Source organism: Dysosmobacter segnis, assembly GCF_014297285.1.
Taxonomy (GTDB): Bacteria; Bacillota; Clostridia; order Oscillospirales; family Oscillospiraceae; genus Oscillibacter; species Oscillibacter segnis.
Map to the genome: position 1 here is coordinate 346,677 of NZ_JACOQI010000002.1, position 24,638 is coordinate 371,314.

Consider the following 24,638-nt stretch of genomic DNA (forward strand, 5'->3'; position numbering starts at 1 on the left):
CCGGGCGAACATTTGATATGCTGACCGTTGTAAAAAGGGTGGACGATAGGAAACCAGGTCGTCCTATGTGGCTATGCCAGTGTGAGTGTGGCAATACCGCCGTTATTTCTTCAACCAATTTGTTGAAGAAGAACGGGACAAAATCATGTGGATGTCTTCGGCACCAGCAATCACCTACCCTCATTGATCTGAAAAGCAGAACATTCGGAAAACTGACAGTGATACAGAAAGACCCAGAAGCAGAACCAGGCAAAGCGAAGTGGATCTGCGAATGCGAGTGCGGAAATATCGTATCTGTACTCTCTGACAGCCTCCGCAGCGACAAAACTAAATCTTGCGGTTGCTCCCAGTTCCAAATCAAGCACGACCTTACAGACCAGACCTTTGGTTTTCTCAAAGTGATTGAGCCGGTAAAGAACACAAGAATCAGAAGCAATGAAACCCGCTGGAAGTGCCTCTGTCAGAATTGCGGACGCACAGTGGAAGTTAGCAGCTATTGGCTGCGGCATAGCGATCCATACGGTCATTGCAAATGCACCAGATTTAACAAACCTCGATAAAAGCCCGTAGGCGGCTCTCAGAGCGTTCAATCTCTTTACTGGTGAAACTACACTCTTAAATCCTAATCGTCGCTCCTGAGCTATCCTGGGTGGCGCAAAAGAACAAAATAGGGTACAGAAATCCGTCGAGGAAATCTGTACCCTTGTTTTATAAAAAAATAGGGAGCCAGCATTAAGCCAGCTCCCATAGAAGGTTTTACTTGTGACGATATTCTTTACACTTCGTTTCCAACAATACGAAGTCATTACACCTTTTCGCCAACGGTGTCTTGTCACCATTTATTTGCTTATGCTTATATAAAGCAGCTGCGTTCTTTCTGATTTTCTCTTGAATTGATTTAATGAACCGATACTCTGCCAAAAGAAGTGACCTATATGACGGGTCTCTTACCTGGTTAAAATTCACATATCGGCACTCCGAAATAGGAACGGGGAACATATTATTCAAATTGATTACAGCATAATCCTCAACCTTTAGGAAATCAAGCCCTTCCTTCATCTTTCTATGCTTTGGTTTGAATGAAGAAAGCGGGGCAAAATAGTCAAAGCCATTGATCTGTAAAACTACCCCTATGTACTTTCGTTCATTAGCTTGTCCCTTTTGACGATTATGAAAAAGGTGTGGCGCATATGGAACCAAGTAGTCAATATACGCTGCGTCAATTTCATAAATCTTTATGCTTTCCATATTCCCTCCATTCAAACAGAAAGGGCGGGCACGAAGCCCGCCCTCCTGTTACAATCGCATTCTGAGTAGCGAAACACTCACTTGTAACTTTCTTGATCATAGAGTCAAGAGAAACTCACTCGATAACTTTCTCACTTAGGGCTGAGATACACCCCTGTTAAGAGTATTCCTACTCCTAAGTATATTATAAGTGCTTCACCCGAATTTGTCAAGTAGTAAAGTCTGCCACATAATGAGCCATCCAGTCAGGCATCTTCGCACGGAAGGTATCTGGCAACTTTAATTGTCGAAAGGCGAAACGATTTTGTCAAACAAGAGTATGGCAACTACTCCACACTCTTCACCAAGCATCGCTTGGGTGATCTTGCCGATCTAAAATTGTTTTTGAAATAAGAGGCTCTTCCAACCCTCCATATTTCAACTTCTCAACCCGCGTAATTTTGCTGGGGTAACTCTGGGGTTTTGAAATGAAATGGGGTAAAGCTGGGGTAAAATGAAAATTGCCTCTCAATTTATGCAATTCTTTTATTCATAAACAGGAATTTTACCACTGTTTTTGCCTGTTCTTGAACTTTTTCCAGAGATTAGTTATCCAGCGGCTTCATGGTCGGGAACAGGATGACCTCCCGGATGGTGTCCGCGCCGGTGAGCAGCATGACGCAGCGGTCGATGCCCATACCCATACCGCCCGTGGGAGGCATACCGTATTCCATGGCGGTGAGGAAATCCTCGTCCAGCATTTCGGTCTCGTCATCGCCCCGCTCTCGCTGCTCCACCTGCTTTTCAAAGCGCTGGCGCTGGTCGATGGGGTCGTTCAGCTCGGAATAGGCGTTGGCCAGCTCGCTGTGGCAGATAAACAGCTCGAAGCGCTCCGTCAGCCGGGGATCGGCAGGGCTGCGCTTGGTCAGGGGGCTGACCTCCACAGGATACATGGTAATGAAGGTGGGCTGGATCAGCTTCTCCTCCACCTTCTGATCGAAGCAGGCGTACAGGGCGTTGCCCCAGGTCTTTTCGGCGGCATCCGCCAGCTCCACGCCCACGGCCTTAGCCGCGGCCACGGCCTCGGCGTCATCGGTGATGGTGCCGAAGTCCACGCCCACATACTCCTTGACGGCGTCCACCATGGTCAGCCGGCGCCAGCCAGGAGTCAGGTCGATCTGCTCGCCCATCCACTCCACCTGATAGCTGCCGTTGATCTCCTTGGCAGCGCCTGCCAGAATGCCCTCGGCAATGTCCATCATGGTGTGGAAGTCGGCGTAAGCCTGATACATCTCCACGGTGGTGAATTCGGGGTTATGCTTGGGGTCCATGCCCTCGTTGCGGAAAATGCGGCCGATCTCATACACACGGTCCATGCCGCCCACGATGAGCCGCTTCAGCGGCAGCTCCGTGGCGATGCGCATGTACATATCAATGTCCAGCGTGTTGTGATGGGTGATGAAGGGCCGGGCGGCGGCGCCGCCGGCGATGGTGTTCAGAACGGGGGTCTCCACTTCCATGTAGCCCATGTTGTCCAGATAGTTCCGCATGAACTTGATGAACTGAGAACGGATAACGAAGTTCTTCTTCACCTCGGGGTTCACCATCAGGTCCACATACCGCTGGCGGAACCGCAGCTCCTTGTCCTGAAGGCCATGGAACTTCTCCGGCAGGGGCAGGAGGGACTTGGACAGCAGGGTGATGTTATGCGCCCGGACGCTCATCTCGCCCCGCTGGGTGCGGAACGCCTCGCCCTCGACGCCCACGATGTCGCCGATGTCGAACTTCTTGAACTTCTTATAGACCTCTTCGTCCATCTCGTCCTGACGGGCGTAGAGCTGGATGCGGCCGTCCCGGTCCTGCAAATCGCAGAAAGATACCTTGCCCATGCCGCGCTTGCTCATGAGGCGGCCTGCCACCTTGACGGGCTTGCCCTCCATGGCGTCGAAGTTGTCCTTGATCTGCTGGGAGGTTGCATCCCAGTCAAAGCGGGTGATCACAAAGGGGTTCTGGCCCTCCGCCTGGAGATTCGTCAGCTTCTCCCGGCGAATACGGGTCTGCTCGGACAGGCTCAGCTCCGGCTGGGCCTGGGGATTCTTCTGTTCAGCCATGCTTCTTTCTCCTTAGCGTTCGATCTTCTTAACGGTGTAACGGATGTTGCCGAAGGGCGCTTCCACCACGACCTCCTGGCCTTCCTTGGCGCCCAGGAAGGCCTTACCGAAGGGAGACTCCTCGGAGATGATACCGTGCATGGGATCGGACTCCTGAGAGCCGACGATCTTATAGCTGGCTTCCTTGCCATCGGCGCCCTGAACAGTGACGGTGCAGCCGATGGTGATGGTGTCAGACGCGGCGGACTCATCCACGATGACCACGTGCTGCAGGATCACTTCCAGCTCGGCAATGCGGGAATAGAGCTTGCCCTGCTCGTTCTTTGCCTCATCATACTCGCTGTTTTCGCTGAGGTCGCCGAAGCCGCGGGCGATCTTGATCTGCTCCGCCACCTCGTCGGACCGGGTGGTCTTCAGATAATTCAGTTCCTGCTCCAGCTCGTCCTTGCGAGCTTGGCTCATTTTGTATTCTTTTTCCATTTCGGCTGTTCCTTTCATTATCCTGAAGTGTATAACACTCCTAATTTACCATGGTTTTATATTGTAATAGGTATCTTCCGGATTGTCAAGGGCAAAAGGCCCTGATTTCGGGAACAGCCCCTTTGTTTTCCGTTTCTTCCAGCTGCACGGACACCTGCCCCGGCCGCAGAGCGCCGGTCCGCCACAGGACCGACAGAAGCTGGCCCCGGTCAAGGCCCTCCGGCAGCCTTGCCTCCACCTCCGGCGGCAGCAGGAGCCGGGGCAGTGGCAGCGATTCGTCATACAGCGGCAAAAAGCCGCCGCCCTGCGCTTCCGTAGGGTCAAAGGCCATGTGGACAGACGCCGGCTCCCGCTCCGTCTCCGGGTTCAGCACGATGGACACGCCGTATTCCCGCCGCAGACGGCGGCACAGCTCCTCCCCGCCGAAGGGGACCTTCAATATGAGATACCGGTGACGCAGAGCCAGCTCCGTCACCGTCCGCACCACCTCGCCGGAGAGGGCGTCCGCCGTGATCAGCACCCGCGCCCCGGCGGGGTTTTCCCCCCGGAACCGCAGCAGCTCTCCGCACCAGTCCGCAGCAATGGCCCGCCGAAGCGGCAGGGTCTCTACCGGGCGCAACCCCTCCGGCAGAGCCTCCGCTGAGGCCCCGGCAGGCAGCACCACCTGCTCCACCCTCTGCCGCAGCAGCTTTTTTCCGGCGGTACGGAGCCTCCGCCGCTCCGTTAAGGGGTTCCTACGCCGGTCCTGAGCCATCCGGGCGCAGAGAAACCGGATATGCAGCACGCTGACCTCCTTTAACGTAACAGGACGGGTCCAGTGCCCGCTTGGTTCCCAAAGCATCATTCCTACCATAACGATCAACCTCCTGCCCCATGGTATGGGACAGGAGGTCGATTCAGAACGGTTCGCCGTTCCTTACTTCTTTTTCAGTTCGCTAAGGATACAAAGCCCCATGGCCAGCACAGGCAGCAGTCCCCGCAGGCACAAAAAGCCCTGCGGATCGCCTAAGCGGATATTGGCATCGGCAAACAGTCCCACAACCCACGCGGCCAGCGTGGCGTTGATCGCTTTCAGATACATTCGCACTTCCTCCTTTTATTTGCCCACCGAGGTGCCGGAGAGGGTGTAGCCCGTCAGATACCCCTTCTTCGGCGCCGCGCCGTGGCTCAGGGGATTGATCCGCACATTGTTTTCCACCACCTCAAAGTGGAGGTGGGGCCCAGTGGAGTGTCCGGTGGAGCCGGTGATGCCGATGGTCTGCCCCTGCTTGACGTAGGTTCCCACGCTGACCTTGATGCTGCTCATGTGAGCGTACAGGGTGGTGTTGCCCACGCCGTGAGAAATGACCACATAGTTGCCGTAGGAGCTGGACCGCTGGGCGATGATGACCGTGCCCGCCTTGGCGGCGTACACCGGGCTGGTGTAACCCACCCGGCCGATGTCGGTGCCCTTGTGGTTGGTGGAGCCAACGCCGCCGGGGGAATTACGCCCGCCTACGGTGGAGGTGATATACCGGCTGTCCACCGGCCAGATATAGCCGCCGGGGTTAGTGTTGTATTTCTTTCCCTCCGCCGCCATCTGTTCTTCCAGCTTCTTCTGCATTCGCTTGACCTGCTGCTCGATGCGGCGCTCCTCAGCCTCCAGCTCCTTCAGCGTGGCCTGATACTCGGCGGCGTTGTCGTCGATCTCCTTGACCAGCTTGTTGGCTTCGTCCCGCTGGGCGCTGAGCTGCTTTTTCTGGGTCTCCAGTTCTGCTTTGGCGGCTTCCAGCGCCGCCTTATTGGCTTCCAGACCGGCTTTCTTCTCCGCGATCTCCGCCTGCAGGGTCTGGAGGTCCTGAATCACCCGCCGGTCATAGTCCATGACCTCATTGATGAAGTCCAGACTGCCCAGCAGGTCGGAAAAGCTGTTGGCCTTGAACAGCACCGACCAATAGCTGATGGTGCCCCGCTCCTCCATTTCCCGGACCCGCTTGCAGAACAGCTCGTATTGAGCCTCCTCCCGCTGCTGGGCGTCCGCCAGTTCGGTTTCCGCCTGAGAAATAAGGGCGTTGTAATCGGAGATCTGAGCCTCCGTATTGCTGATCTTGGCGTTGGTGTTGGCAATCTGGTCATCCAGAAGGGTCTTTTTCTGCACCGCCGCCGCCTTGTCGTTCTTCAGACTGTTGAGCTTGCTCTGGATCTCCTTTTGCTTTTTATCCAGGCTGGCGGCGTTCCCCTTCAAGGCGTCGATATCCGCCTGGGTGACCTTGGCGGCCATAGCCGGGGCCACATTCACCGACAGGCACAGCACCGCGCAGAGCAGCGCGGCGCAGATGCGGACATAGCGCTTGTTTTTCTTCATGTCCGCCCTCCTTTACACCTGGAGGAACCGCCGGATGGCGGAAAGGCTGCCGCCTACGCCAATGAGGATGCCGGCCCCCAGAAATACGCCGCCCACCGGCTTCCAAAGCTGCTGGAAGGGCACGATGGAAAGGAGCTGTAAGGTGTCATTGTTGGCAACGCCCTGCGCAATGGCTTCATACAAGCCCCATTGCAGCAAAAAGGCAAGGATCGCACCGGTAAGGCCCAGCATGAAGCCCTCATACACAAAGGGCCAGCGGATAAAGCCGTTGGTCGCGCCCACCATTTTCATAATGGCAATCTCATCCCGCCGGTCAAAGGTGGTGAGCTTGATGGTGTTGGAAATAATGAACATGGACACAACGAACAGCACTGCGATCAGCGTCAGGCAGATGACCGTGGCGATATTCCGGACTGTGATGAAGCCGTTGGTCAGCTCCGCATAGGCGTTGATGCCGCCGATGCCGGGAATGGCCTTGATGAGTTCCACTGTCTGGCTCTGGAGCTTCAGCTCCTTGACCTTGATGGCGAATCGGTCCCGGAGGATGTTGGGGTCCAGATCCTGAAAATATTCCTCATCCGGGTGTTCGCTGATGAAGGACTGCATGGCCTCCTCACGGGAGATAAAGGTGACGGACGCCACATTGTCCACCGCTTCCAGTTTCTTTTGCAGGGCCTTGGCCTGTGCCTCCGTATAGCTGTCATCCACAAATGCTAAAATCTCATTGTCCTGCTCCGCCTGCTTCAAGTTGGCGTCCGCGTTGACGGCCACCAGCGTAAAGGTGCCCATGATCAGCAGGCACGCCACGGTAATGCCGATGGCGGCGAAGGACATGAAGCCGTGGCTGAACATATTGGATAGACCCTCGTGGAAGAAATATCCGAAATCGTGTTTACTCATGGATATGCCCTCCCACATAGCCGCCTACGCTGTCATTGATGATGCGGCCCTGGTCAATGGTAATGACCCGCTTGCCGAATTTGTTTACCAGATCCTTTTCGTGGGTCACTACCAGCACGGTGGTGCCCAGCTGGTTGATCTTCACCAGCAGCGTCATGATCTCCATGGAGCGCTCCGGGTCCAGATTGCCGGTAGGCTCGTCGGCAATGATGGTAGCAGGGTTGTTCACCAGTGCCCGGGCGATGGCCACGCGCTGCTGCTCGCCGCCGGAAAGCTCGCTGGGGAAATTCTCCGCCTTCTTTTCCAGACCCACCAGCTGCAAAACGTATGTAATGCGCTGTTTGATCTCTTTTTTCGGCATTCCCACCGCCCGCATGACAAATTCCAGGTTCTCATACACGGTTTTCTTCTCGATCAGGCGGAAATCCTGGAAAATAACCCCCAATGTCCGGCGCATCATGGGAATCTGCCGCTCCGCAATGTTGCTGACGGAGAAGCCGTTGATCATAATGCGGCCTGCGGTGGGGACCTCCTCCCCGGTGAGCATTTTGATAATGGTAGATTTTCCGGACCCGGAGGGGCCCACTAAAAACACAAACTCGCCATCCTCGATGGCAGCGCTGATGCCCCGGATGGCCCGGGTCCCGTTGGGATATTCCATTTCCACGTCTTTCAGGCGGATCATCAAGCAGTCTCCTTATTCATTGTCCAATCGGCCTGTCCACATGGGATCAGGTCGACATAATACTACACATAGTCACATTATATACGGCTTTTCGGGACATTGCAACGTTTCCTTGCAGATTCCTTTCAAAGTTTTTCCCGGGAAATTTTTCCGGTTCCCCACCGCCCCCGCTCCTTGGAAAGCTGTTTTTTGCTTTGAGAACAGTCTCCGTTCCGACAAAAAACCGGGAAGCCTGACGGCTTCCCGGTTTCAGCGTGTCGAAAAAGTCTTTTCTCCCCGCTGAGCAAGTTTTCAGAACTTCATAAAAGTTCTGAAAACTTAGGATTTTAATGGCGCGGGACACCCTTCTTGGGTTTCCCGCACACACCCTTCCTTACCGTCGCGGAAAATTTATCACTTTATCGACAGCCTCAAACCGGGAAGCCTGACGGCTTCCCGGTTTTCACATATAAAAGTATCAGGAATCAATGCCCCGGCTGGTCAGATATTTCTTGACCATCAGCGCCACCTTGAAGGTGATGGCATCGTCAAACTCCCGGAGATCCAGACCGGTGAGCTTCTTGATCTTCTCCAGACGGTACACCAGCGTATTCCGGTGGACAAACAGCTTCCGGGCAGTCTCGGAAACGTTCAGGTTGTTCTCAAAGAACTTGTGGATGGTGAACAGAGTTTCCTTATCCAGCGCGTCGATGGGATTCTTCTTGAAAACCTCCTGGAGGAACATCTCGCACAGGGTAGTAGGCAGCTGATAGATCAGGCGGCCGATCCCCAGATTTTCATAGTTGATGATGTACTTTTCGGTGTCAAAGACCTTGCCTACCTCGATGGCGATCTGAGCCTCCTTATAGCTCTTGGCCAGATCCCGCAGATGCATGGCGATGGTGCCCATGCCCACCACCACGGTGCTTTCACCGTTGACCCGGAGGGCCTCCTCGATCTGGGCGGCAGTCTTGTTCAGTTCCTTGCTGCCCGCGCCGTCCGGCAGCTGGCGGATCAGAACCACATCCCCCTCGCCAACGCTGAGGACAAAGTCGTTCTGGCGGTCCGGGAACATGGCCTGAATGGTCTCCGTGGGAACGGATTCCCCCTTCTGCAAGGCCCGGATGGCGAAAATGCCCCGGCTGACGTCGGTGGCCACCCGCAGTTCCTTGGCCCGCATATAAATATCGCCCAGCATGATGTTGTCGGAGATAATGTCCTTGACAAAGGAACCCCGGTCATGCTTTTCCTCATAATAGCTCTTGGCTGCGTTCAGCGCCACCGTTGCCATAGAACAGATAGTCTTGCTGATCTCATTATCGCCAAAGGCGAAAACGGCGTAATCAAACTGGTTTCCCCAGCCACTGAGCGCCTTGAAGGTCTTGCCGTCAAAGCAGACCATGCTGCCGGCAGCGCCGTTTACCGCCGCCACATACTCGCTCCAGCGCTGGCCGATCATAGACAGCTCGCTGCAGGCAATGACAACGCCCTCACCGTCGATCACGCCGACGGTTCGATCCGTGTTTTCCTTCAATTGCAGAACTACGTTCTGAAAGATTCTTCCGGACATGGCTGTTCCTCCTCAACACGAAAACTATGGATCACGCAGGGCCTGCCCGCGCATACCTATTGTGCAATCTGTCAGTAAGGTCATTATAGCGATTATTTTGTCGGATTGCAAGATGTTTTTTCTTTTTTCAACAAAAAATCACTTTCCTTTTTGTTGAAGTTTCGAGGTTTTCTTGTCTCCTCCGTCAGTTTTGCTAATGCCTGCCATTCCTCTTTGGTCAGCAAACGGTACGCGCCCCGCTCCAGAACCGGATCCAACAGCAAATTGCCCATGCGAACGCGCTCCAAATACAGTACCGGCTTTCCCAGATACGCCAGCATCCGTTTGATTTGGTGAAATTTCCCCTCCCGCAAAATCACACGGGCTTCACTCTCCTCGCCGGAGGTCAGGATCCGCAATTCCGCCGGTTGGCAGACCAAACCGTCATCCAGATGCAGACCCGCGGCAAAAGCGGCGCTGTCCGCCTCGGTAAGGCGTCCCGCCACCCGGACATAGTATTCCTTATCCACGTGTTTTTTCGGAGACAGCAGCTCGTGAGCCAGTCCGCCCTCATTGGTCAGCAGCAGCAAGCCTTCCGTGTCCTTATCCAGCCGTCCCACCGGGAACAGGCCCTGCCGCTGCAAATCCTGAGGCAGCAGATCCAGCACCGTTGCTCCCCGGCCGTCCTCCGTAGCGGACAGATACCCCGCCGGCTTGTTCAGCATGACCCAAGTATACCGGCGCCAGTTCAGCAGTTCTCCGTTGACGGCGATCACAGCCTGCTCCGGGTCTGCTTTTTCTTCAGCTGACCGGGCCGGGACCCCATCCACTGTCACCCGTCCCTGACGAATCAGGTCCTTTACTTCCCTGCGGGACCACCGCCCCATAGAGGCGATGATCTTATCCAGCCGCTGCGCCGCCATAACTGATCCTCCCACGCTGTTTTTTTCAATTTTATCATAATCGGATGGAAAATGGAATAGAAACAAACAGGAGGGATGATGACCATGATGATCCAAGCAATTCGACTGACACGAAAAAAGGCCGCGCTGGCGGTCATTCTCGCAGGGGCCGTTCTGGCGGCGCTGATCCTGCTGCTGGGGCAGCACGGCGGTAACGTGGGTGCGTCAGAGCAGCCCTGTCTTTCCAGCAACGGAGAGCGGGTGGCATATCTGCGGGAACTGGGCTGGGAGATCGACCCGGAGCCGCTGACCACGCTGCAATTTCTGCTGCCGCCCAAACTCAGCGGGGACTACATCACCTACAACGATCTGCAAAAATCCCAAGGCTTCGACTTAGAGACCTGCTGCGGCAAACAGGTGACCCGTTACACCTACACCGTCACCAACTATCCCCAGCGGCCCGACGGCGTTCAGCTCAACCTCTACATCTGCGAGGACCTTCCGGTGGCTGGAGATGTGGTCTGCACCGGGATCGACGGATTTCAGGACACATTGGTTTTCCCACAGCAAACGGATGCCTCCTGATAGCTGACTGCTCCACAGGACCCCCCACTTCCGACCGGGCAGCCAGCAGTTTATTGCCGCTATCATCGCCCCTATCGAGCAAACCGCCAAAATGCCTAATCCATTTTGTGTTCCAGCATCCTCTGATCCCCTTGAAAATACAGAATCCCGAGGCTGTCGGGAACACAAAATTGAATTGGGCGTAAAAAAGACCTGCCGCTAAGCGGCAGGCCTTTCTATTGGTGCGAATTATTCGTCGATCTCGATAACAACGCCGGAACCAACGGTACGGCCACCCTCACGGATAGCGAAACGCAGGCCCTTTTCAATGGCGATGGGGGTGATCAGTTCGACCTTCATGTCCACGTTATCGCCGGGCATGCACATCTCGGTGCCCTCGGGCAGAGTGATGACGCCGGTCACGTCGGTGGTACGGAAGTAGAACTGAGGACGATAGTTGTTGAAGAAAGGAGTGTGACGGCCACCCTCGTCCTTGGTCAGAACGTAAACCTGGCCAACAAACTTGGTGTGGGGATGAATGGAGCCGGGCTTGGACAGAACCTGACCACGCTCAACACCCTGACGGTCGATACCACGCAGCAGAGCGCCGATGTTGTCGCCGGCCTCGGCGTAGTCCAGCAGCTTGTGGAACATCTCGATACCGGTAACGACGGTCTTCTTCTTCTCGTCGGACAGACCAACGATTTCCACTTCCTCGGACAGCTTCAGCTGGCCACGCTCCACACGGCCGGTAGCAACGGTACCACGGCCAGAGATGGTGAAGACGTCCTCAACGGGCATCAGGAAGGGCATATCGGCCTTACGGTCGGGAGTGGGGATATAATCGTCAACAGCGTCCATCAGCTCCTTGATGCAGGCATACTCGGGAGCGTTGGGATCGGTGGACTCGGAAATCAGGGCGTTCAGAGCGGAACCCTTGATGATAGGCAGATCGTCGCCGGGGAAGTTGTAGGTGGTCAGCAGCTCGCGGACTTCCATCTCCACCAGCTCCAGCAGCTCCTCGTCATCGACCTGATCGCACTTGTTCAGGAACACAACGATGGCGGGCACGCCGACCTGACGGGCCAGCAGAATGTGCTCACGGGTCTGAGCCATGGGGCCGTCGGTAGCAGCGATGACCAGGATAGCGCCGTCCATCTGGGCAGCACCGGTGATCATGTTCTTGATATAGTCGGCGTGGCCCGGGCAGTCAACGTGAGCATAGTGACGCTTTTCAGTCTCATACTCAACGTGAGCGGTGTTGATGGTGATGCCGCGTTCCTTCTCTTCGGGAGCCTTATCGATGCTGTCATAAGCCTCGAACTCGGCCTTGCCCTGCAGGGACAGCCACTTGGTGATAGCGGCGGTCAGAGTGGTCTTACCATGGTCGACGTGACCGATGGTACCGATGTTAACATGGGGCTTGGTTCTTTCAAACTTCTGCTTAGCCATTTGAAAATCCTCCTGTCAGTTAAATGAATGATAATGGATTGATATGGACGGTGCGTTTCATAGCACCGTATATTTTACAATATCCCGCCGGGAAAAGCAAGACCTGAATTAGTCGGCTTTCTTGCCCCGCTCCTCCACGATCTTGTCGCGGATGCTCTTGGGGATCTCGGCGTAGCTGTGGGGCTCCATGGTGTACTGGCCACGGCCCTGAGTATTGGAACGCAGGTCGGTAGCGTAGCCAAACATGTTGGCCAGAGGCACCAGAGCGTCCACCTGCTGTGCACCGGGACGGGCCTCCTGTCCCTGGATCTGGCCGCGGCGGGAGGTCAGGTCGCCGATGACGGTGCCCAGATACTCGTCGGGCACGATGACGGAAACCTTCATGATGGGCTCCAGCAGGACGGGATCAGCCTTGCGGCAGGCCTCCTTGAAGGCCATAGAGCCGGCGATCTTAAATGCCATTTCGGAGGAGTCCACTTCGTGATAAGAACCGTCATACAGGGTAACCTTCACGTCCACCACGGGGAAGCCAGCCACAACGCCGGACTGCAGGGCACCCTGGATACCGGCATCGACAGCGGGAATGAACTCCTTGGGGATGGCGCCGCCAACAACAGCGTTGACGAACTCGTAACCCTTGCCGGACTCGTTGGGCTCCACGGTGATCTTGACATGGCCGTACTGGCCGGAACCGCCGCTCTGGCGCTTGTACTTGGTCTCCTGATCCACCTTCTTGCGGACAGTCTCCTTGTAAGCGACCTGGGGAGCGCCGACATTGGCTTCCACCTTGAACTCACGGAGCAGACGGTCAACAATGATCTCCAGATGCAGCTCGCCCATGCCAGCGATGATGGTCTGGCCGGTTTCTTCATCGGTGTAGGTCTTGAAGGTGGGGTCCTCTTCAGCCAGCTTCACCAGTGCCAGACCCATCTTCTCCTGACCGGCCTTGGTCTTGGGCTCGATGGCGACACGGATCACGGGCTCGGGGAAGTCCATGGACTCCAGGATCACGGGGGCCTTTTCGTCGCACAGGGTATCACCGGTGGTGGTGTTCTTCAGGCCCACGGCGGCGGCAATATCGCCGGCCCAGACCTCTTCAATATCCTCGCGGTGGTTGGCGTGCATCTGCAGAATACGGCCCATGCGCTCCTTCTGGTTCTTCACGCTGTTGAGAACGGAGGAACCGGTAGTCAGGTGACCGGAGTACACACGGAAGAAGCTCAGACGGCCCACATAGGGGTCGGTCATGATCTTGAAGGCCAGAGCGGAGAAGGGCTCATCATCGCTGGGATGACGGTCCTCTTCCTCATCGGTCTTGGGGTTGGTGCCCTTGATGGCGGGCACGTCGTCGGGAGCGGGCATATAGTCCACGATGGCATCCAGCAGCTTCTGCACGCCCTTGTTGCGGTAGGAAGTACCGCAGACAACGGGGACCATCTCGTTCTCAATGGTGGCCATACGGATAGCCTTGCGGATACGCTTCTGGTCGATCTCCTTGCCCTCCAGATAGTCCTCCATAATGGAGTCATCGAACATGGAGACGGCGTCCAGCAGCTTCTCGCGATACTCGTTGGCCAGATCCATCATATCGGCGGGGATCTCCTCCACGCGCATGTCCTTGCCCATCTCATCATAGTAGACGTCAGCGTCCATCTCCACCAGGTCGATGATGCCCTTGAAGGTATCCTCGGCGCCGATGGGAAGCTGGATGGGCACGGCGTTGCACTTGAGACGGTCGTGGATCATGTGCAGAACGTTGTAGAAGTCCGCGCCCATGATGTCCATCTTGTTGACGTAGATCATGCGGGGGACCTTGTACTCGTCTGCCTGACGCCAAACGGTCTCAGACTGAGGCTCCACGCCGCCCTTGGCGCACAGAACGGTCACAGAGCCGTCCAGCACGCGCAGGGAACGCTGGACCTCAACGGTGAAGTCCACGTGGCCCGGAGTATCGATGATGTTGATACGGGTGGAAGGGAACTGATTCTTGGAACCCTTCCAGAAGCAGGTGGTAGCAGCGGAGGTGATGGTGATACCGCGCTCCTGCTCCTGTGCCATCCAGTCCATGGTGGCGGTACCGTCATGGGTCTCACCGATCTTGTAGTTCACGCCGGTGTAGTACAGAATACGCTCGGTCGTGGTGGTCTTACCGGCATCGATGTGCGCCATGATACCGATATTACGGACGTCTTTAAGCGGTGTTTTTCTTGGCATACGATCTTACTCCTTGCCTTACCAACGGAAGTGCGCGAACGCCTTGTTGGCCTCAGCCTGCTTGTGCATCTCTTCACGCTTCTTGACAGACGCGCCGGTGTTGTTGGCGGCATCCATCAGCTCACCGGCCAGACGCTCGGCCATGGTGCGCTCGCTGCGGGCGCGGGAATAGGCCGTCAGCCAGCGCAGGGCCAGGGTCTGACGACGGGCGGGACGAACCTCCATGGGCACCTGATAGTTGGCGCCGCCGACACGGCGAGCCTTGACCTCCAGGCTGGGCATGACGTTCTCCAGCGCCTGCTGGAAAACCTCAACGGGGTCCTTCTCCGTCTTTTCCTTGATCTGGTCGAAGGCAGCGTAAACAACCTTCTGAGCTACGCCCTTCTTGCCGTCCAGCATCACACTGTTGACCAGCTTGGTCACCAGAACGCTGCCGTACATAGGATCGGGCAGAACTTCTCTCTTGGGAACATTACCTCTTCTGGGCACTTTGCTTCCCTCCTTCTTATAGAATAGAAATCATAGGTACTCAGCGGCGGAACATTAGCCGCTGTACGGCCTGCCAAAGAGGTGTCATATATATAAACCTTTTCGGCAAAGCTCAATTCAGTGGCAGAATCTTACTTCTGCTTGGGACGCTTGGCACCGTACTTGGAACGTGCCTGCATACGGCCCTGAACACCCTGAGTATCCAGAGTACCACGGATAATGTGGTAACGGACGCCGGGGAGGTCCTTGACACGGCCGCCGCGGATCATCACGACGGAGTGCTCCTGCAGGGAGTGACCGACGCCGGGGATGTAAGCGGTGACCTCGTAGCCGTTGGTCAGGCGCACACGGGCGATCTTACGAAGCGCGGAGTTGGGCTTCTTGGGGGTCGCGGTTCTCACGGCGGTGCAGACGCCTCTCTTCTGGGGAGAAGGGAGATCGGTGGTCTTGGTCTTCAGAGTGTTCAGACCATACTGCAGGGCGGGAGAAGTGGACTTGTAGGTCACCTGCTCTCTGCCTTTGCGGACCAGCTGGTTAAAAGTAGGCATGGAATAGTTCTCCTTTCTTTGAAAATGCGGCCAATCGAAAACGACAGCCTTTATTTTTTGCGGAACAGTCAGAAACTATTCCGAAAAAACCAAATTAGTTCAAAACCGTTACAACGGCGGCTCCCACCGCGATCCCGCAGGCACGGCCCAGCTGGGCCATGGTGTAGCCTTCCTCCACGGGAAGACTGCCGCAGGCGCTGCGGATAGGTTCCAGAACAAGCTCGTCCGCGTCGCAGGCCAGAAATACCCGCTGGGCCCGTCCATCCCGGATCGCTCTGGCGGACTGTTTCACGCCAATCACCTTTTCCCGGGAAGCAAGCTCTGTCAACACGGGGGCATCCTCCTGAAACGCATGGAAAATTCCGCGGAATATAGTCCGCGCAGTTTGAAATTATAGCATGGACGTTGAAAATCGTCAAGTAGTTTCCAAAAATCCACGAATTTTTTCCAGTTTTTTCAACTTTGCCTTTTGTATCCCCGATTTTTCCGTCATTTTTCCGGAACTCCGGCAATTCTGCTGATAGCAGGTATGAAAACAACGACTGCGAGGCGGCCATCCGGCCGCCTCGCAGATAACATATTATAAGGTATGCCGGGAGATCAGATCTCCTCCAGAGTGGCTTCCTTTTCCTGAACAGTCTCAGCAGGAACCAGCTCCTCGGCAAAAGTACGGTACGCCTGCAGGCCGGTGCCGGCAGGGATCAGCTTACCGATCAGGACATTCTCCTTCAGACCCACCAGGTGGTCCTTCTTGCCCATGATGGCAGCCTCCGTCAGAACCTTGGTGGTCTCCTGGAAGGATGCGGCGGACAGGAAGGAATCGGTGGCCAGAGAGGCCTTGGTGATACCCATCAGCAGCTGCGTGGCCTGTGCCTTCCGCAGAGGCTCGCCCATCTCGTTGGTCTCACCGGCCGCGTTGCGGCGGTCGATCTCCTCGTTGGCGGCCTCGAACTTCAGAACGTTGGTCATGGAGCCGTCCAGCAGCTTGGTATCGCCGGCATCCTCAATGCGCACCTTACGCATCATCTGACGGACGATAACCTCAATGTGCTTATCGTTGATGTCAACGCCCTGCTGACGGTACACGCGCAGAACTTCCTGAATGAGGTAGTTGTAAACAGCGTCGTTGCCGCGGATCCGCAGGACCTCGTGGGGGTTCAGAGCGCCGTAGGTCAGCTGAGTACCCTTTTCGATAACCTCGCCGTCCTTCACCAGCAGGCCGGTGTGAGGCACTGCGTAGGTGCAGGTCTCGCCGTCGCTAGCCGTGACGATCAGGTTCATCAGGCTGCCCTTGGCGGCTTCCTCGAAGCGAACGGTGCCGCCGATCTCAGCGATGGTGGCCATCCGCTTGGGACGGCGGGCCTCGAACAGTTCCTCAACTCGAGGAAGACCCTGGGTAATATCGCCGCCGGCCAGACCGCCGGTATGGAAGGTACGCATGGTCAGCTGGGTACCGGGCTCGCCGATGGACTGGGCCGCAATGATGCCGACCGCCTCGCCGGGGCCGACAGGCTGCTGGGTGGCCAGGTTCATGCCGTAGCACTTGGCGCACACACCGCTGTGGGCCTTGCAGGTCAGAACGGTGCGGATCATGACGGTGGGATACTCGTCCTTGGCGGGATCAAAGCTGCACTCGTCGCCCTGGCGGGGGTTCTTCTGGACCCATGCACGAGTCTCCATGAGCTTGGCGTCGTCCTCCATCATCATCTTGGTGTTGGGGATCAGCACCTCGCCGGTCTCGGCATCCACCACGTCGCCAACCAGGTAGCGGCCGCGGACGCGGTCGGAGAACTTCTCAATGACCTGGCCGTTTTCGCTGATGCGGGAGACCTTGATGCCGTGGGTCACGCCGCAGTCCTGCTCACGGATGATGACGTCCTGAGAGACGTCCACCATGCGTCGGGTCAGGTAACCGGAGTCTGCGGTACGCAGAGCGGTATCGGCCAGGCCCTTACGGGCGCCACGGGAGGAAATGAAGTATTCCAGAGCGGTCAGACCTTCGCGGTAGTTTGCCTTGATGGGGATCTCGATGGTCTTACCGGCGGTGTTCGCGATCAGGCCGCGCATACCGGCCAGCTGACGGATCTGCTTCATAGAACCACGGGCGCCGGAGTCCGCCATCATGAAGATGGGGTTGTAGCGGTCCAGGTTCTCCTGCAGAGCGGTAGAAACCTCGTCGGTGGTCTTTTCCCAAACCTGCACCACCTGCTTGTAACGCTCGTGGTCGGTCATGAAGCCCATCTTGTACTGGTTTTCGATGTCCACCACCATCTGCTCGGAAGCGGCGACCAGCTCGTACTTCTTGGGAGGAATGGTCATATCCGCGATGGAAACGGTGATGGCGGCGATAGTGGAGTTATGGTAGCCGGTGGACTTGATGGCGTCCAGCACCTCGGAAGCCACGGTGAAACCGTGCTTGTTGATGGTGCGGTCCACGATCTGGCCCAGCTGCTTCTTGCCGCAGGTGAAGGTGATCTCGTAGTCGCAGATGTGCTCGGGATCACTGCGGTCCACGAAGCCCAGATCCTGAGGAATGTTCTTGTTGAAGATGATCCGGCCGGGGGTACTGGGCACCACGCGGGTAACGCTTTCGCCGTTGACCTCCAACGTCCGGCGCACCAGAATGGGGCAATGAGGACCGATGGCCCGGTCATTGTAGGCCATGAGGGCTTCGTCCTCGCTGGCGTACATGTGAACAGGCTTGAAGGTAGCGGGCTTCTGGCCCTTCTCCAGAGCGGCGTTGGCCGCCAGGAACTCGTCCGCGTCCACAATGCTCTGTGCGGTCAGGTTCGTGTCACCGGCATCCTCACACCAGACGGTCTGGGCGCCGATCTCGTCCTTGCCCATGCGGTCCATGGTCAGGTAGTAGGAGCCCAGCACCATATCCTGGGTCGGAACGGTGACGGGGCCGCCGTCCTGAGGACGCAGCAGGTTGTTGGCAGAGAGCATCAGGATACGGGCCTCCGCCTGAGCCTCGGCGGACAGAGGCACATGAATAGCCATCTGGTCACCGTCGAAGTCGGCGTTGAACGCGGTGCAGTTCAGGGGGTGCAGCTTCAGAGCGCGGCCGTCCACCAACACCGGCTCGAAGGCCTGGATGCCCAGACGGTGCAGGGTCGGTGCACGGTTCAGCATAACGGGGTGGTCCTTGATGATGACATCCAGAGCGTCCCACACCTCGGTGGTGCCCTTATCCACCATCTTCTTGGCGGACTTGATGTTATTGGCGGTGCCGTCCTCCACCAGCTTCTTCATAATGAAGGGGCGGAACAGCTCCACAGCCATCTCCTTGGGCACACCGCACTGATAGATCTTCAGCTCGGGGCCGACCACGATAACGGAACGGCCAGAGTAGTCGACACGCTTGCCCAGCAGGTTTTGACGGAAACGGCCCTGCTTGCCCTTCAGGAAGTCGCTGAGGGACTTCAGAGCACGGTTGTTGGCGCCGGTGACGGCACGGCCGCGGCGGCCGTTGTCGATCAGGGCGTCCACCGCCTCCTGCAGCATCCGCTTTTCGTTGCGGACGATGATATCGGGGGCGTTCAGGTCCATCAGGCGCTTCAGGCGGTTGTTGCGGTTGATGACCCGACGGTACAGGTCATTCAGGTCAGAGGTGGCGAAGCGGCCGCCGTCCAGCTGCACCATGGGGCGCAGGTCGGGAGGCAGAATGGGCAGAACGTCCATGATCATCCACTCCGGCTTGTTGCCGGAGATCCGGAAGGCGTCCACCACTTCCAGCCGCTTGACGATCCGGGCCTTCTTCTGGCCGGAAGCGTCCTTCAGCTCGGCGTGGAGCTGGGCGGAGAGGGCCTCCAGGTCCACATCCGCCAGCAGCTTTTTCACGGCCTCGGCGCCCATGCCGGCCTGGAAGTCATCCTCATACTTTTCACGGTAGTCACGGTACTCCTTCTCGGAGAGGATCTGGTTCTTGGTCAGAGGGGTCTCGCCGGGGTCCGTGACGATATAGTTGGCGAAATACAGCACCTTCTCCAGAATCCGGGGGCTGATGTCCAGCAGCAGGCCCATCCGGGAGGGGATGCCCTTGAAATACCAGATGTGGGAAACGGGGGTGGCCAGCTCGATGTGGCCCATACGCTCCCGGCGCACCTTGGAACGGGTGACCTCGACGCCGCAGCGGTCGCAGATCTTACCCTTGTAGCGGATCTTCTTGTACTTGCCGCAGTGGCACTCCCAGTCCTTGGTGGGCCCGAAGATACGCTCGCAGTACAGGCCGTCCTTTTCGGGCTTCAGAGTGCGGTAGTTGATGGTCTCAGGCTTCTTTACCTCGCCGTAAGACCACTCCCGGATCTGCTCCGGGGAAGCCATGCCGATCTTAATCGCGTCAAAGGCAAACTTGTTGCCGTTATTGGTTTCGATCATGTTGCGTTATCCTCCTTCAATGATTCAAATGATCCAGTTTTGTGGTGACGAATGTGTCTTCTGGATCATTCGTCGTCGAAGTCAACATCCACATCGGCGCCGGCATCCTCCGGCGCGTCTTCAAATTCAAAGCCGGACGCTTCAAACTCGGCGTCCTCCGCAACGTTGCGGTGGCGGTCATCGTCCGCATCCATACGGGAGAGGTTGAAGGTATCGAGGGCGTCCTCGTCCTCCTTGAGATCCACCACGTTGCCGTCCTTATCCAGCACCTGGATGTTCAGGCACAGGGACTGCAGCTCCTTCAGCAGCACGCGGAAGGACTCCGGCACGCCGGGAGTGGGAACGTTGTGGCCCTTGACGATGGATTCGTAGGTCCGGACACGGCCGGTGACATCGTCGGACTTCACGGTCAGGATCTCCTGCAGGGTATAAGCAGCGCCGTAAGCCTCCAGGGCCCAAACTTCCATCTCGCCGAAGCGCTGGCCGCCGAACTGGGCCTTGCCGCCCAAGGGCTGCTGGGTAACCAGAGAATAGGGGCCGGTGGAACGGGCATGGATCTTATCGTCAACCAGATGGTGCAGCTTCAGGAAGTACACATAGCCAACGGTGACCTTGTTGTCGAAGGGCTCGCCGGTACGGCCATCGTACAGAACGCTCTTGCCCTCGGGGTCCAGACCGGCCTTCACCAGCTCTGCCTGAATATCCTCGTAGGTAGCGCCGTCGAAAATAGGCGTAGCGACCTTGCAGCCCAGCGCATGGGCGGCATAGCCCAAGTGGACCTCCAGCACCTGACCGATGTTCATACGGGAAGGCACGCCCAGGGGGTTCAGCACGATGTCCAGCGGGGTGCCGTCGGGCAGGAAGGGCATATCCTCGGTAGGCAGCACGCGGGACACAACGCCCTTGTTGCCGTGACGGCCTGCCATTTTATCGCCCACCTGGATCTTACGGCGCTGAGCGATATACACGCGGACCACCTGATTGACGCCGGGGCCAAGCTCATCGCCGTTTTCACGGGTAAAGACCTTGGTATCCAGCACGATGCCGCTCTCGCCGTGGGGCACCTTCAAAGAGGTGTCGCGGACCTCGCGGGCCTTTTCACCGAAGATAGCCCGCAGCAGGCGCTCCTCAGCGGTGAGGTCGGTCTCGCCCTTGGGCGTGACTTTGCCCACCAGAATGTCGCCGGACTTGACCTCGGCGCCCACGCGAACGATACCGCGCTCGTCCAGATCCTTCAGCGCATCCTCGCCCACGTTGGGGATATCACGGGTGATCTCCTCGGGTCCCAGCTTGGTATCCCGGGAATCGATCTCGAATTCCTCAATATGAATGGAGGTATACAGATCCTCGCGGACCAGGCGCTCGTTCAGCAGAACGGCGTCCTCGTAGTTGTAGCCTTCCCAGGTCATGAAGCCCACCAGAATGTTCTGGCCCAGAGCGATCTCGCCCTGATCGGTGGCGGGACCGTCCGCCAGGACCGTGGGATCCTCCCACTCGCCCTTTTCATTCAGGCGCTTGCCGTGGACCCGCTCGCCCACATCCACGATGGGATGCTGGTTGATGCAGGTGGTGTGGTTGGAGCGCAGGAACTTGGTCAGCTTATAATCCTTGGTCTCGCCGCTGTCATACTTGACGGTAACATGGCGGGCGTCCACAGAGGTGACCACGCCGTCGCCCTCGGCCAGGACCACGATCTCAGAGTCGATGCAGATCTTGTGCTCCATACCGGTGCCTACGATGGGTGCGTGGGGCTTCAGCAGAGGCACGGCCTGACGCTGCATGTTTGCGCCCATCAGAGCACGGTTTGCGTCGTCGTTCGGCAGGAAGGGGATCATTGCGGTAGCGATGGAGACCATCATACGGGGAGACACGTCCACGTAGTCGATGCGCTCCCGCTCCACTTCCACGATCTCGTCCCGGTACCGGGCGGTGACACGGGTATTCACCAGGCAGCCGTCCTCACCGATGGGCTCGGTAGCCTGGGCGACGATGAAGTTGTCCTCCTCGTCGGCGGTCATATAAGTGGCTTCCATAGCCACCTTGCCGGTCTCCTTGTCCACAGCGCGGTAGGGTGCCTCGATGAAGCCGTACTCGTTGATGCGGGCATAGGTAGCCAGATAGGAGATCAGGCCGATGTTGGGGCCTTCAGGGGTCTCAATGGGGCACATACGGCCATAGTGGCTGTAATGCACGTCTCGGACCTCCATGTTGGCGCGCTCGCGGCTCAGACCGCCGGGGCCCAGAGCGGACAGACGGCGCTTGTGGGTCAGTTCCGCCAGAGGGTTGGTCTGATCCATGAACTGGCTCAGGGGGCTGGAGCCGAAGAACTCCTTGATGGCGGCGGTGACAGGCCGGATATTGATGAGGCTCTGGGGGGTGACCACGTCCAGATCCTGAATGGTCATACGCTCCCGGATCACACGCTCCATACGGGAGAAGCCGATGCGGAACTGATTCTGCAGCAGCTCGCCCACGCAGCGCAGACGGCGGTTGCCCAGATGGTCGATATCGTCCTTCACGGAGATGCCGCGGGCCAGACCGTTCATGTAGTTGATGGAGCAGAGGATATCGTCGATGATGATGTGCTTGGGCACCAGATCGTCCTTATGGAGCTTGATCTGCTCCTTCAGCTCCTCGCCGGAGTACTGGCCCAGCAGCTCCTGCAGCACGTCGAAGCGGACACGCTCCTTGATGCCGCACTCAGCCAGAGGATCGAAGTCCACATAGTGGCTCAGGTCGCACATCTTGTTGGACTGCACCCGCAGAGGCTGATCGTCCACCAGGATGACCACCTCGGCAACGCCGACGGTGTCCAGCAGGCGGGCATCCTCCTTGCTCAGCAAGTGGCCCTCATCGAAGAGCAGCTCGCCGGTAGCGGGGTCTGCCACAGGCTGTGCCAGCTTGTAGCCGGTGACCCGCTGCCAGAGGGACAGCTTCTTATTGAACTTGTACCGGCCCACAACGGACAGATCGTAGCGCCGGGGATCGAAGAACAGGTTGTTCATCAGGGTCTCGGCAGCTTCCACCGTGGGGGGCTCGCCGGGACGGAGCTTGCGGTAGATCTCCAGCATGGCGTCCTCATACGTCTTGCTGGGGTCCTTCTCCAGAGTAGCCGCAATGCGGGGATCGTCGCTGAAGCGGTCCAGGATCTCCGCGTCGGTCTTGAGACCCAGCGCCCGGATCAGGCTGGTGATGGGCAGCTTGCGGTTCTTGTCGATACGGACCCAGAACACCTCGTTGGCGTCCGTCTCATATTCCAGCCAGGCACCCCGGTAGGGGATCACCGTGGAGGTGAGGATGGGCAGGTCGGTCTTAATGTCGACCTCCTTGCCGTAATACACGCCGGGAGAACGGACGATCTGAGAGACCACCACGCGCTCCGCGCCGTTGATGACGAAGGTGCCGGAGTGGGTCATCAGGGGGAAATCGCCCATGAAGATCTCCTGCTCCTTGATCTCCTCCGTCTCCTTGTTCCGCAGACGGACCGTCACCTTCAGGGGGGCGGCATACGTGGCGTCACGGGCCTTGCACTCTTCCACGTTATACTTGGGGGCTTCATCCATCCGGAAGTCGATGAAGGTCAACTCCAGGTTGCCCTGATAGTCAGAGATCGCCCCAACGTCCGCAAAAACCTCCCGCAGACCGGTGTCCAAAAATTCCCGATAGGAGGTCTTCTGGATCTCCAGCAGGTTGGGCATGGGCATGACTTCCTCGTGCCGGGCAAAATTCTTTCGGAGGGTTTTGCCGTAGTACTTGTCCTTAGCCATCTTCACTTTCACCTTTCTTTTGCTCCGCCGCCCTGTCCGGCCGCGGGGCAAGTATTGTATCCGATACGCTCGGGTGAGTTGTTAAATTTATTTCAGTTTCCTATTGCCTTTCGTTGGCGGATGTGCTATCCTGTGTTCGTAATCAGGATGGGATTCCATCCGCTTCCGTTCATATAAGCGACTTATTTTATCACGAAATCTCTTGCCTGTCAAGGGATTTTTATTTTTTATCCCCCGAAAAATCGTTTTCTTGTCTTACATCCCCCGTTCAAACTCAGAAAATGACAATTCCACCGCCGAACCGTCCAGCGTCTCCCCGGACAGCCCCGATCCCTTTACAGTCAAAAAGCGACACACGGAAATCCGTGTGCCGCTGAGGCTGTCGATAAAGGGATAATTTTCCGCGACGGTAAGGAAGGGTGTGCGCGGGAAACCCAAGAAGGGTGTCCCGCGCCATTAAAATCCTAAGTTTTCAGAACTTTTATGAAGTTCTGAAAACTTGCTCAGCGGGGAGAAAAGACTTTTTCGACACGCTGAGCGGCACACGGAAATCCGTGTGCCGCTCTTTTCATTTGCCAATTTTATTTTACTGATAAAGCTCCTCATCGGCGTAATCTCTGCTCTCCTGCTTGCTCAAACGGCAGGCCCGGCGGCGCTCGATCGCCTCATACACATCGCTCCAGCTGCCAACCACCAGACAGACAAACGCGCAGAACGCCAGGCCGGCGGCCACAGTCTTCAATACAAAACGGGCAGTTTTATTCATGGTGAACTCCTCCTTATCAGGTGCGGCATATAAACGATCCGGTGGCGGCGGAATATCCGCAGCCATGCACCGGCTCTTCCAAAACGTGCCGGACAGCGGAGATCCTCCGCCGCTTTGCGGTTATTATACACGGTTTTCCCGCTGTTTACAATCCTTTTTTCCAGTCCTCCCGCAAAGAATTTCCGGTTTCCCGCGGAATGATAGCGACTGATGTTCAAAGCCGCTAAAACCGTTGACTTTTTGTTCCTCACCTATTATACTGATGGCAGTAAGCAGCGCAA

Annotated in this window: 20 protein-coding genes; 1 reads left to right on the plus strand and 19 read right to left on the minus strand. The window is 57.1% G+C overall.

What is annotated here, in order from left to right; all coding sequences use genetic code 11:
• Window positions 1-170: 170 nt before the first annotated feature.
• The 11 genes from H8Z83_RS04250 to H8Z83_RS04300 form a co-directional block, all read right to left on the minus strand.
• Window positions 171-527, minus strand: coding sequence for a hypothetical protein (locus H8Z83_RS04250; protein ID WP_187013877.1), 357 nt, complete (start codon window positions 525-527; stop codon window positions 171-173).
• Window positions 528-756: 229 nt separating this feature from the next.
• A complete protein-coding gene (locus H8Z83_RS04255; RefSeq protein ID WP_187013878.1) occupies window positions 757-1,248 on the minus strand; it encodes a type III toxin-antitoxin system ToxN/AbiQ family toxin in 492 nt (163 codons plus the stop codon).
• 584 nt (window positions 1,249-1,832) lie between these two features.
• Complete coding sequence (lysS, locus tag H8Z83_RS04260) at window positions 1,833-3,338, minus strand: lysine--tRNA ligase (protein ID WP_187013879.1); 1,506 nt, start codon at window positions 3,336-3,338, stop codon at window positions 1,833-1,835.
• Window positions 3,339-3,350: 12 nt separating this feature from the next.
• Window positions 3,351-3,818, minus strand: a complete 468-nt coding sequence (greA, locus tag H8Z83_RS04265) for a transcription elongation factor GreA (RefSeq protein WP_187013880.1) — start codon at window positions 3,816-3,818, stop codon at window positions 3,351-3,353.
• An 85-nt stretch (window positions 3,819-3,903) separates the two neighbouring features.
• Window positions 3,904-4,671, minus strand: a complete 768-nt coding sequence (locus tag H8Z83_RS04270; RefSeq protein ID WP_187013881.1) for a hypothetical protein — start codon at window positions 4,669-4,671, stop codon at window positions 3,904-3,906.
• Between the two features lie 63 nt (window positions 4,672-4,734).
• Window positions 4,735-4,899, minus strand: coding sequence for a hypothetical protein (locus H8Z83_RS04275; RefSeq protein WP_187013882.1), 165 nt, complete (start codon window positions 4,897-4,899; stop codon window positions 4,735-4,737).
• A gap of 15 nt (window positions 4,900-4,914) precedes the next feature.
• Window positions 4,915-6,162 carry a murein hydrolase activator EnvC family protein gene (locus H8Z83_RS04280; RefSeq protein WP_187013883.1) on the minus strand — a complete coding sequence of 416 codons (1,248 nt, stop codon included), beginning with the start codon at window positions 6,160-6,162 and terminating at the stop codon, window positions 4,915-4,917.
• Window positions 6,163-6,174: 12 nt separating this feature from the next.
• On the minus strand, window positions 6,175-7,062 hold the full coding sequence (gene ftsX / locus H8Z83_RS04285; RefSeq protein ID WP_187013884.1) for a permease-like cell division protein FtsX: 888 nt from the start codon (window positions 7,060-7,062) through the stop codon (window positions 6,175-6,177).
• Window positions 7,055-7,747 carry a cell division ATP-binding protein FtsE gene (gene ftsE, locus H8Z83_RS04290; RefSeq protein WP_187013885.1) on the minus strand — a complete coding sequence of 231 codons (693 nt, stop codon included), beginning with the start codon at window positions 7,745-7,747 and terminating at the stop codon, window positions 7,055-7,057. The genes ftsX and ftsE overlap by 8 nt, the downstream gene beginning before the upstream one ends.
• 457 nt (window positions 7,748-8,204) lie before the next feature.
• Window positions 8,205-9,296, minus strand: a complete 1,092-nt coding sequence (locus H8Z83_RS04295) for a PucR family transcriptional regulator (protein WP_187013886.1) — start codon at window positions 9,294-9,296, stop codon at window positions 8,205-8,207.
• A 92-nt stretch (window positions 9,297-9,388) separates the two neighbouring features.
• A complete protein-coding gene (locus H8Z83_RS04300; RefSeq protein ID WP_187013887.1) occupies window positions 9,389-10,198 on the minus strand; it encodes a pseudouridine synthase in 810 nt (269 codons plus the stop codon).
• An 84-nt stretch (window positions 10,199-10,282) separates the two neighbouring features.
• Here H8Z83_RS04300 and H8Z83_RS04305 point away from each other — a divergent pair, with 84 nt between their 5' ends.
• Window positions 10,283-10,762, plus strand: a complete 480-nt coding sequence (locus H8Z83_RS04305) for a DUF4830 domain-containing protein (protein ID WP_187013888.1) — start codon at window positions 10,283-10,285, stop codon at window positions 10,760-10,762.
• A gap of 228 nt (window positions 10,763-10,990) precedes the next feature.
• Here H8Z83_RS04305 and tuf read toward each other — a convergent pair whose 3' ends face one another.
• From tuf to H8Z83_RS04345, 8 genes are all read right to left on the minus strand, one after another.
• A complete protein-coding gene (gene tuf / locus H8Z83_RS04310) occupies window positions 10,991-12,193 on the minus strand; it encodes an elongation factor Tu (protein WP_187013889.1) in 1,203 nt (400 codons plus the stop codon).
• Between the two features lie 108 nt (window positions 12,194-12,301).
• Entirely contained in the window at window positions 12,302-14,407 is a 2,106-nt protein-coding gene (fusA, locus tag H8Z83_RS04315) for an elongation factor G (protein ID WP_187013890.1), read from the minus strand.
• Between the two features lie 18 nt (window positions 14,408-14,425).
• Window positions 14,426-14,896 carry a 30S ribosomal protein S7 gene (gene rpsG, locus H8Z83_RS04320; RefSeq protein WP_187013891.1) on the minus strand — a complete coding sequence of 157 codons (471 nt, stop codon included), beginning with the start codon at window positions 14,894-14,896 and terminating at the stop codon, window positions 14,426-14,428.
• A 131-nt stretch (window positions 14,897-15,027) separates the two neighbouring features.
• Window positions 15,028-15,444, minus strand: coding sequence for a 30S ribosomal protein S12 (gene rpsL / locus H8Z83_RS04325; RefSeq protein ID WP_187013892.1), 417 nt, complete (start codon window positions 15,442-15,444; stop codon window positions 15,028-15,030).
• A gap of 94 nt (window positions 15,445-15,538) precedes the next feature.
• A complete protein-coding gene (locus H8Z83_RS04330; RefSeq protein ID WP_187013893.1) occupies window positions 15,539-15,775 on the minus strand; it encodes a L7Ae/L30e/S12e/Gadd45 family ribosomal protein in 237 nt (78 codons plus the stop codon).
• A 269-nt stretch (window positions 15,776-16,044) separates the two neighbouring features.
• The gene (gene rpoC / locus H8Z83_RS04335; protein WP_187013894.1) at window positions 16,045-19,824 is read right to left on the minus strand and encodes a DNA-directed RNA polymerase subunit beta'; all 3,780 of its coding nucleotides are present in this window, start codon (window positions 19,822-19,824) and stop codon (window positions 16,045-16,047) included.
• A gap of 65 nt (window positions 19,825-19,889) precedes the next feature.
• Window positions 19,890-23,591 carry a DNA-directed RNA polymerase subunit beta gene (rpoB, locus tag H8Z83_RS04340; protein WP_187013895.1) on the minus strand — a complete coding sequence of 1,234 codons (3,702 nt, stop codon included), beginning with the start codon at window positions 23,589-23,591 and terminating at the stop codon, window positions 19,890-19,892.
• 586 nt (window positions 23,592-24,177) lie between these two features.
• On the minus strand, window positions 24,178-24,357 hold the full coding sequence (locus H8Z83_RS04345) for a hypothetical protein (RefSeq protein ID WP_187013896.1): 180 nt from the start codon (window positions 24,355-24,357) through the stop codon (window positions 24,178-24,180).
• Between the last annotated feature and the right edge of the window lie 281 nt (window positions 24,358-24,638).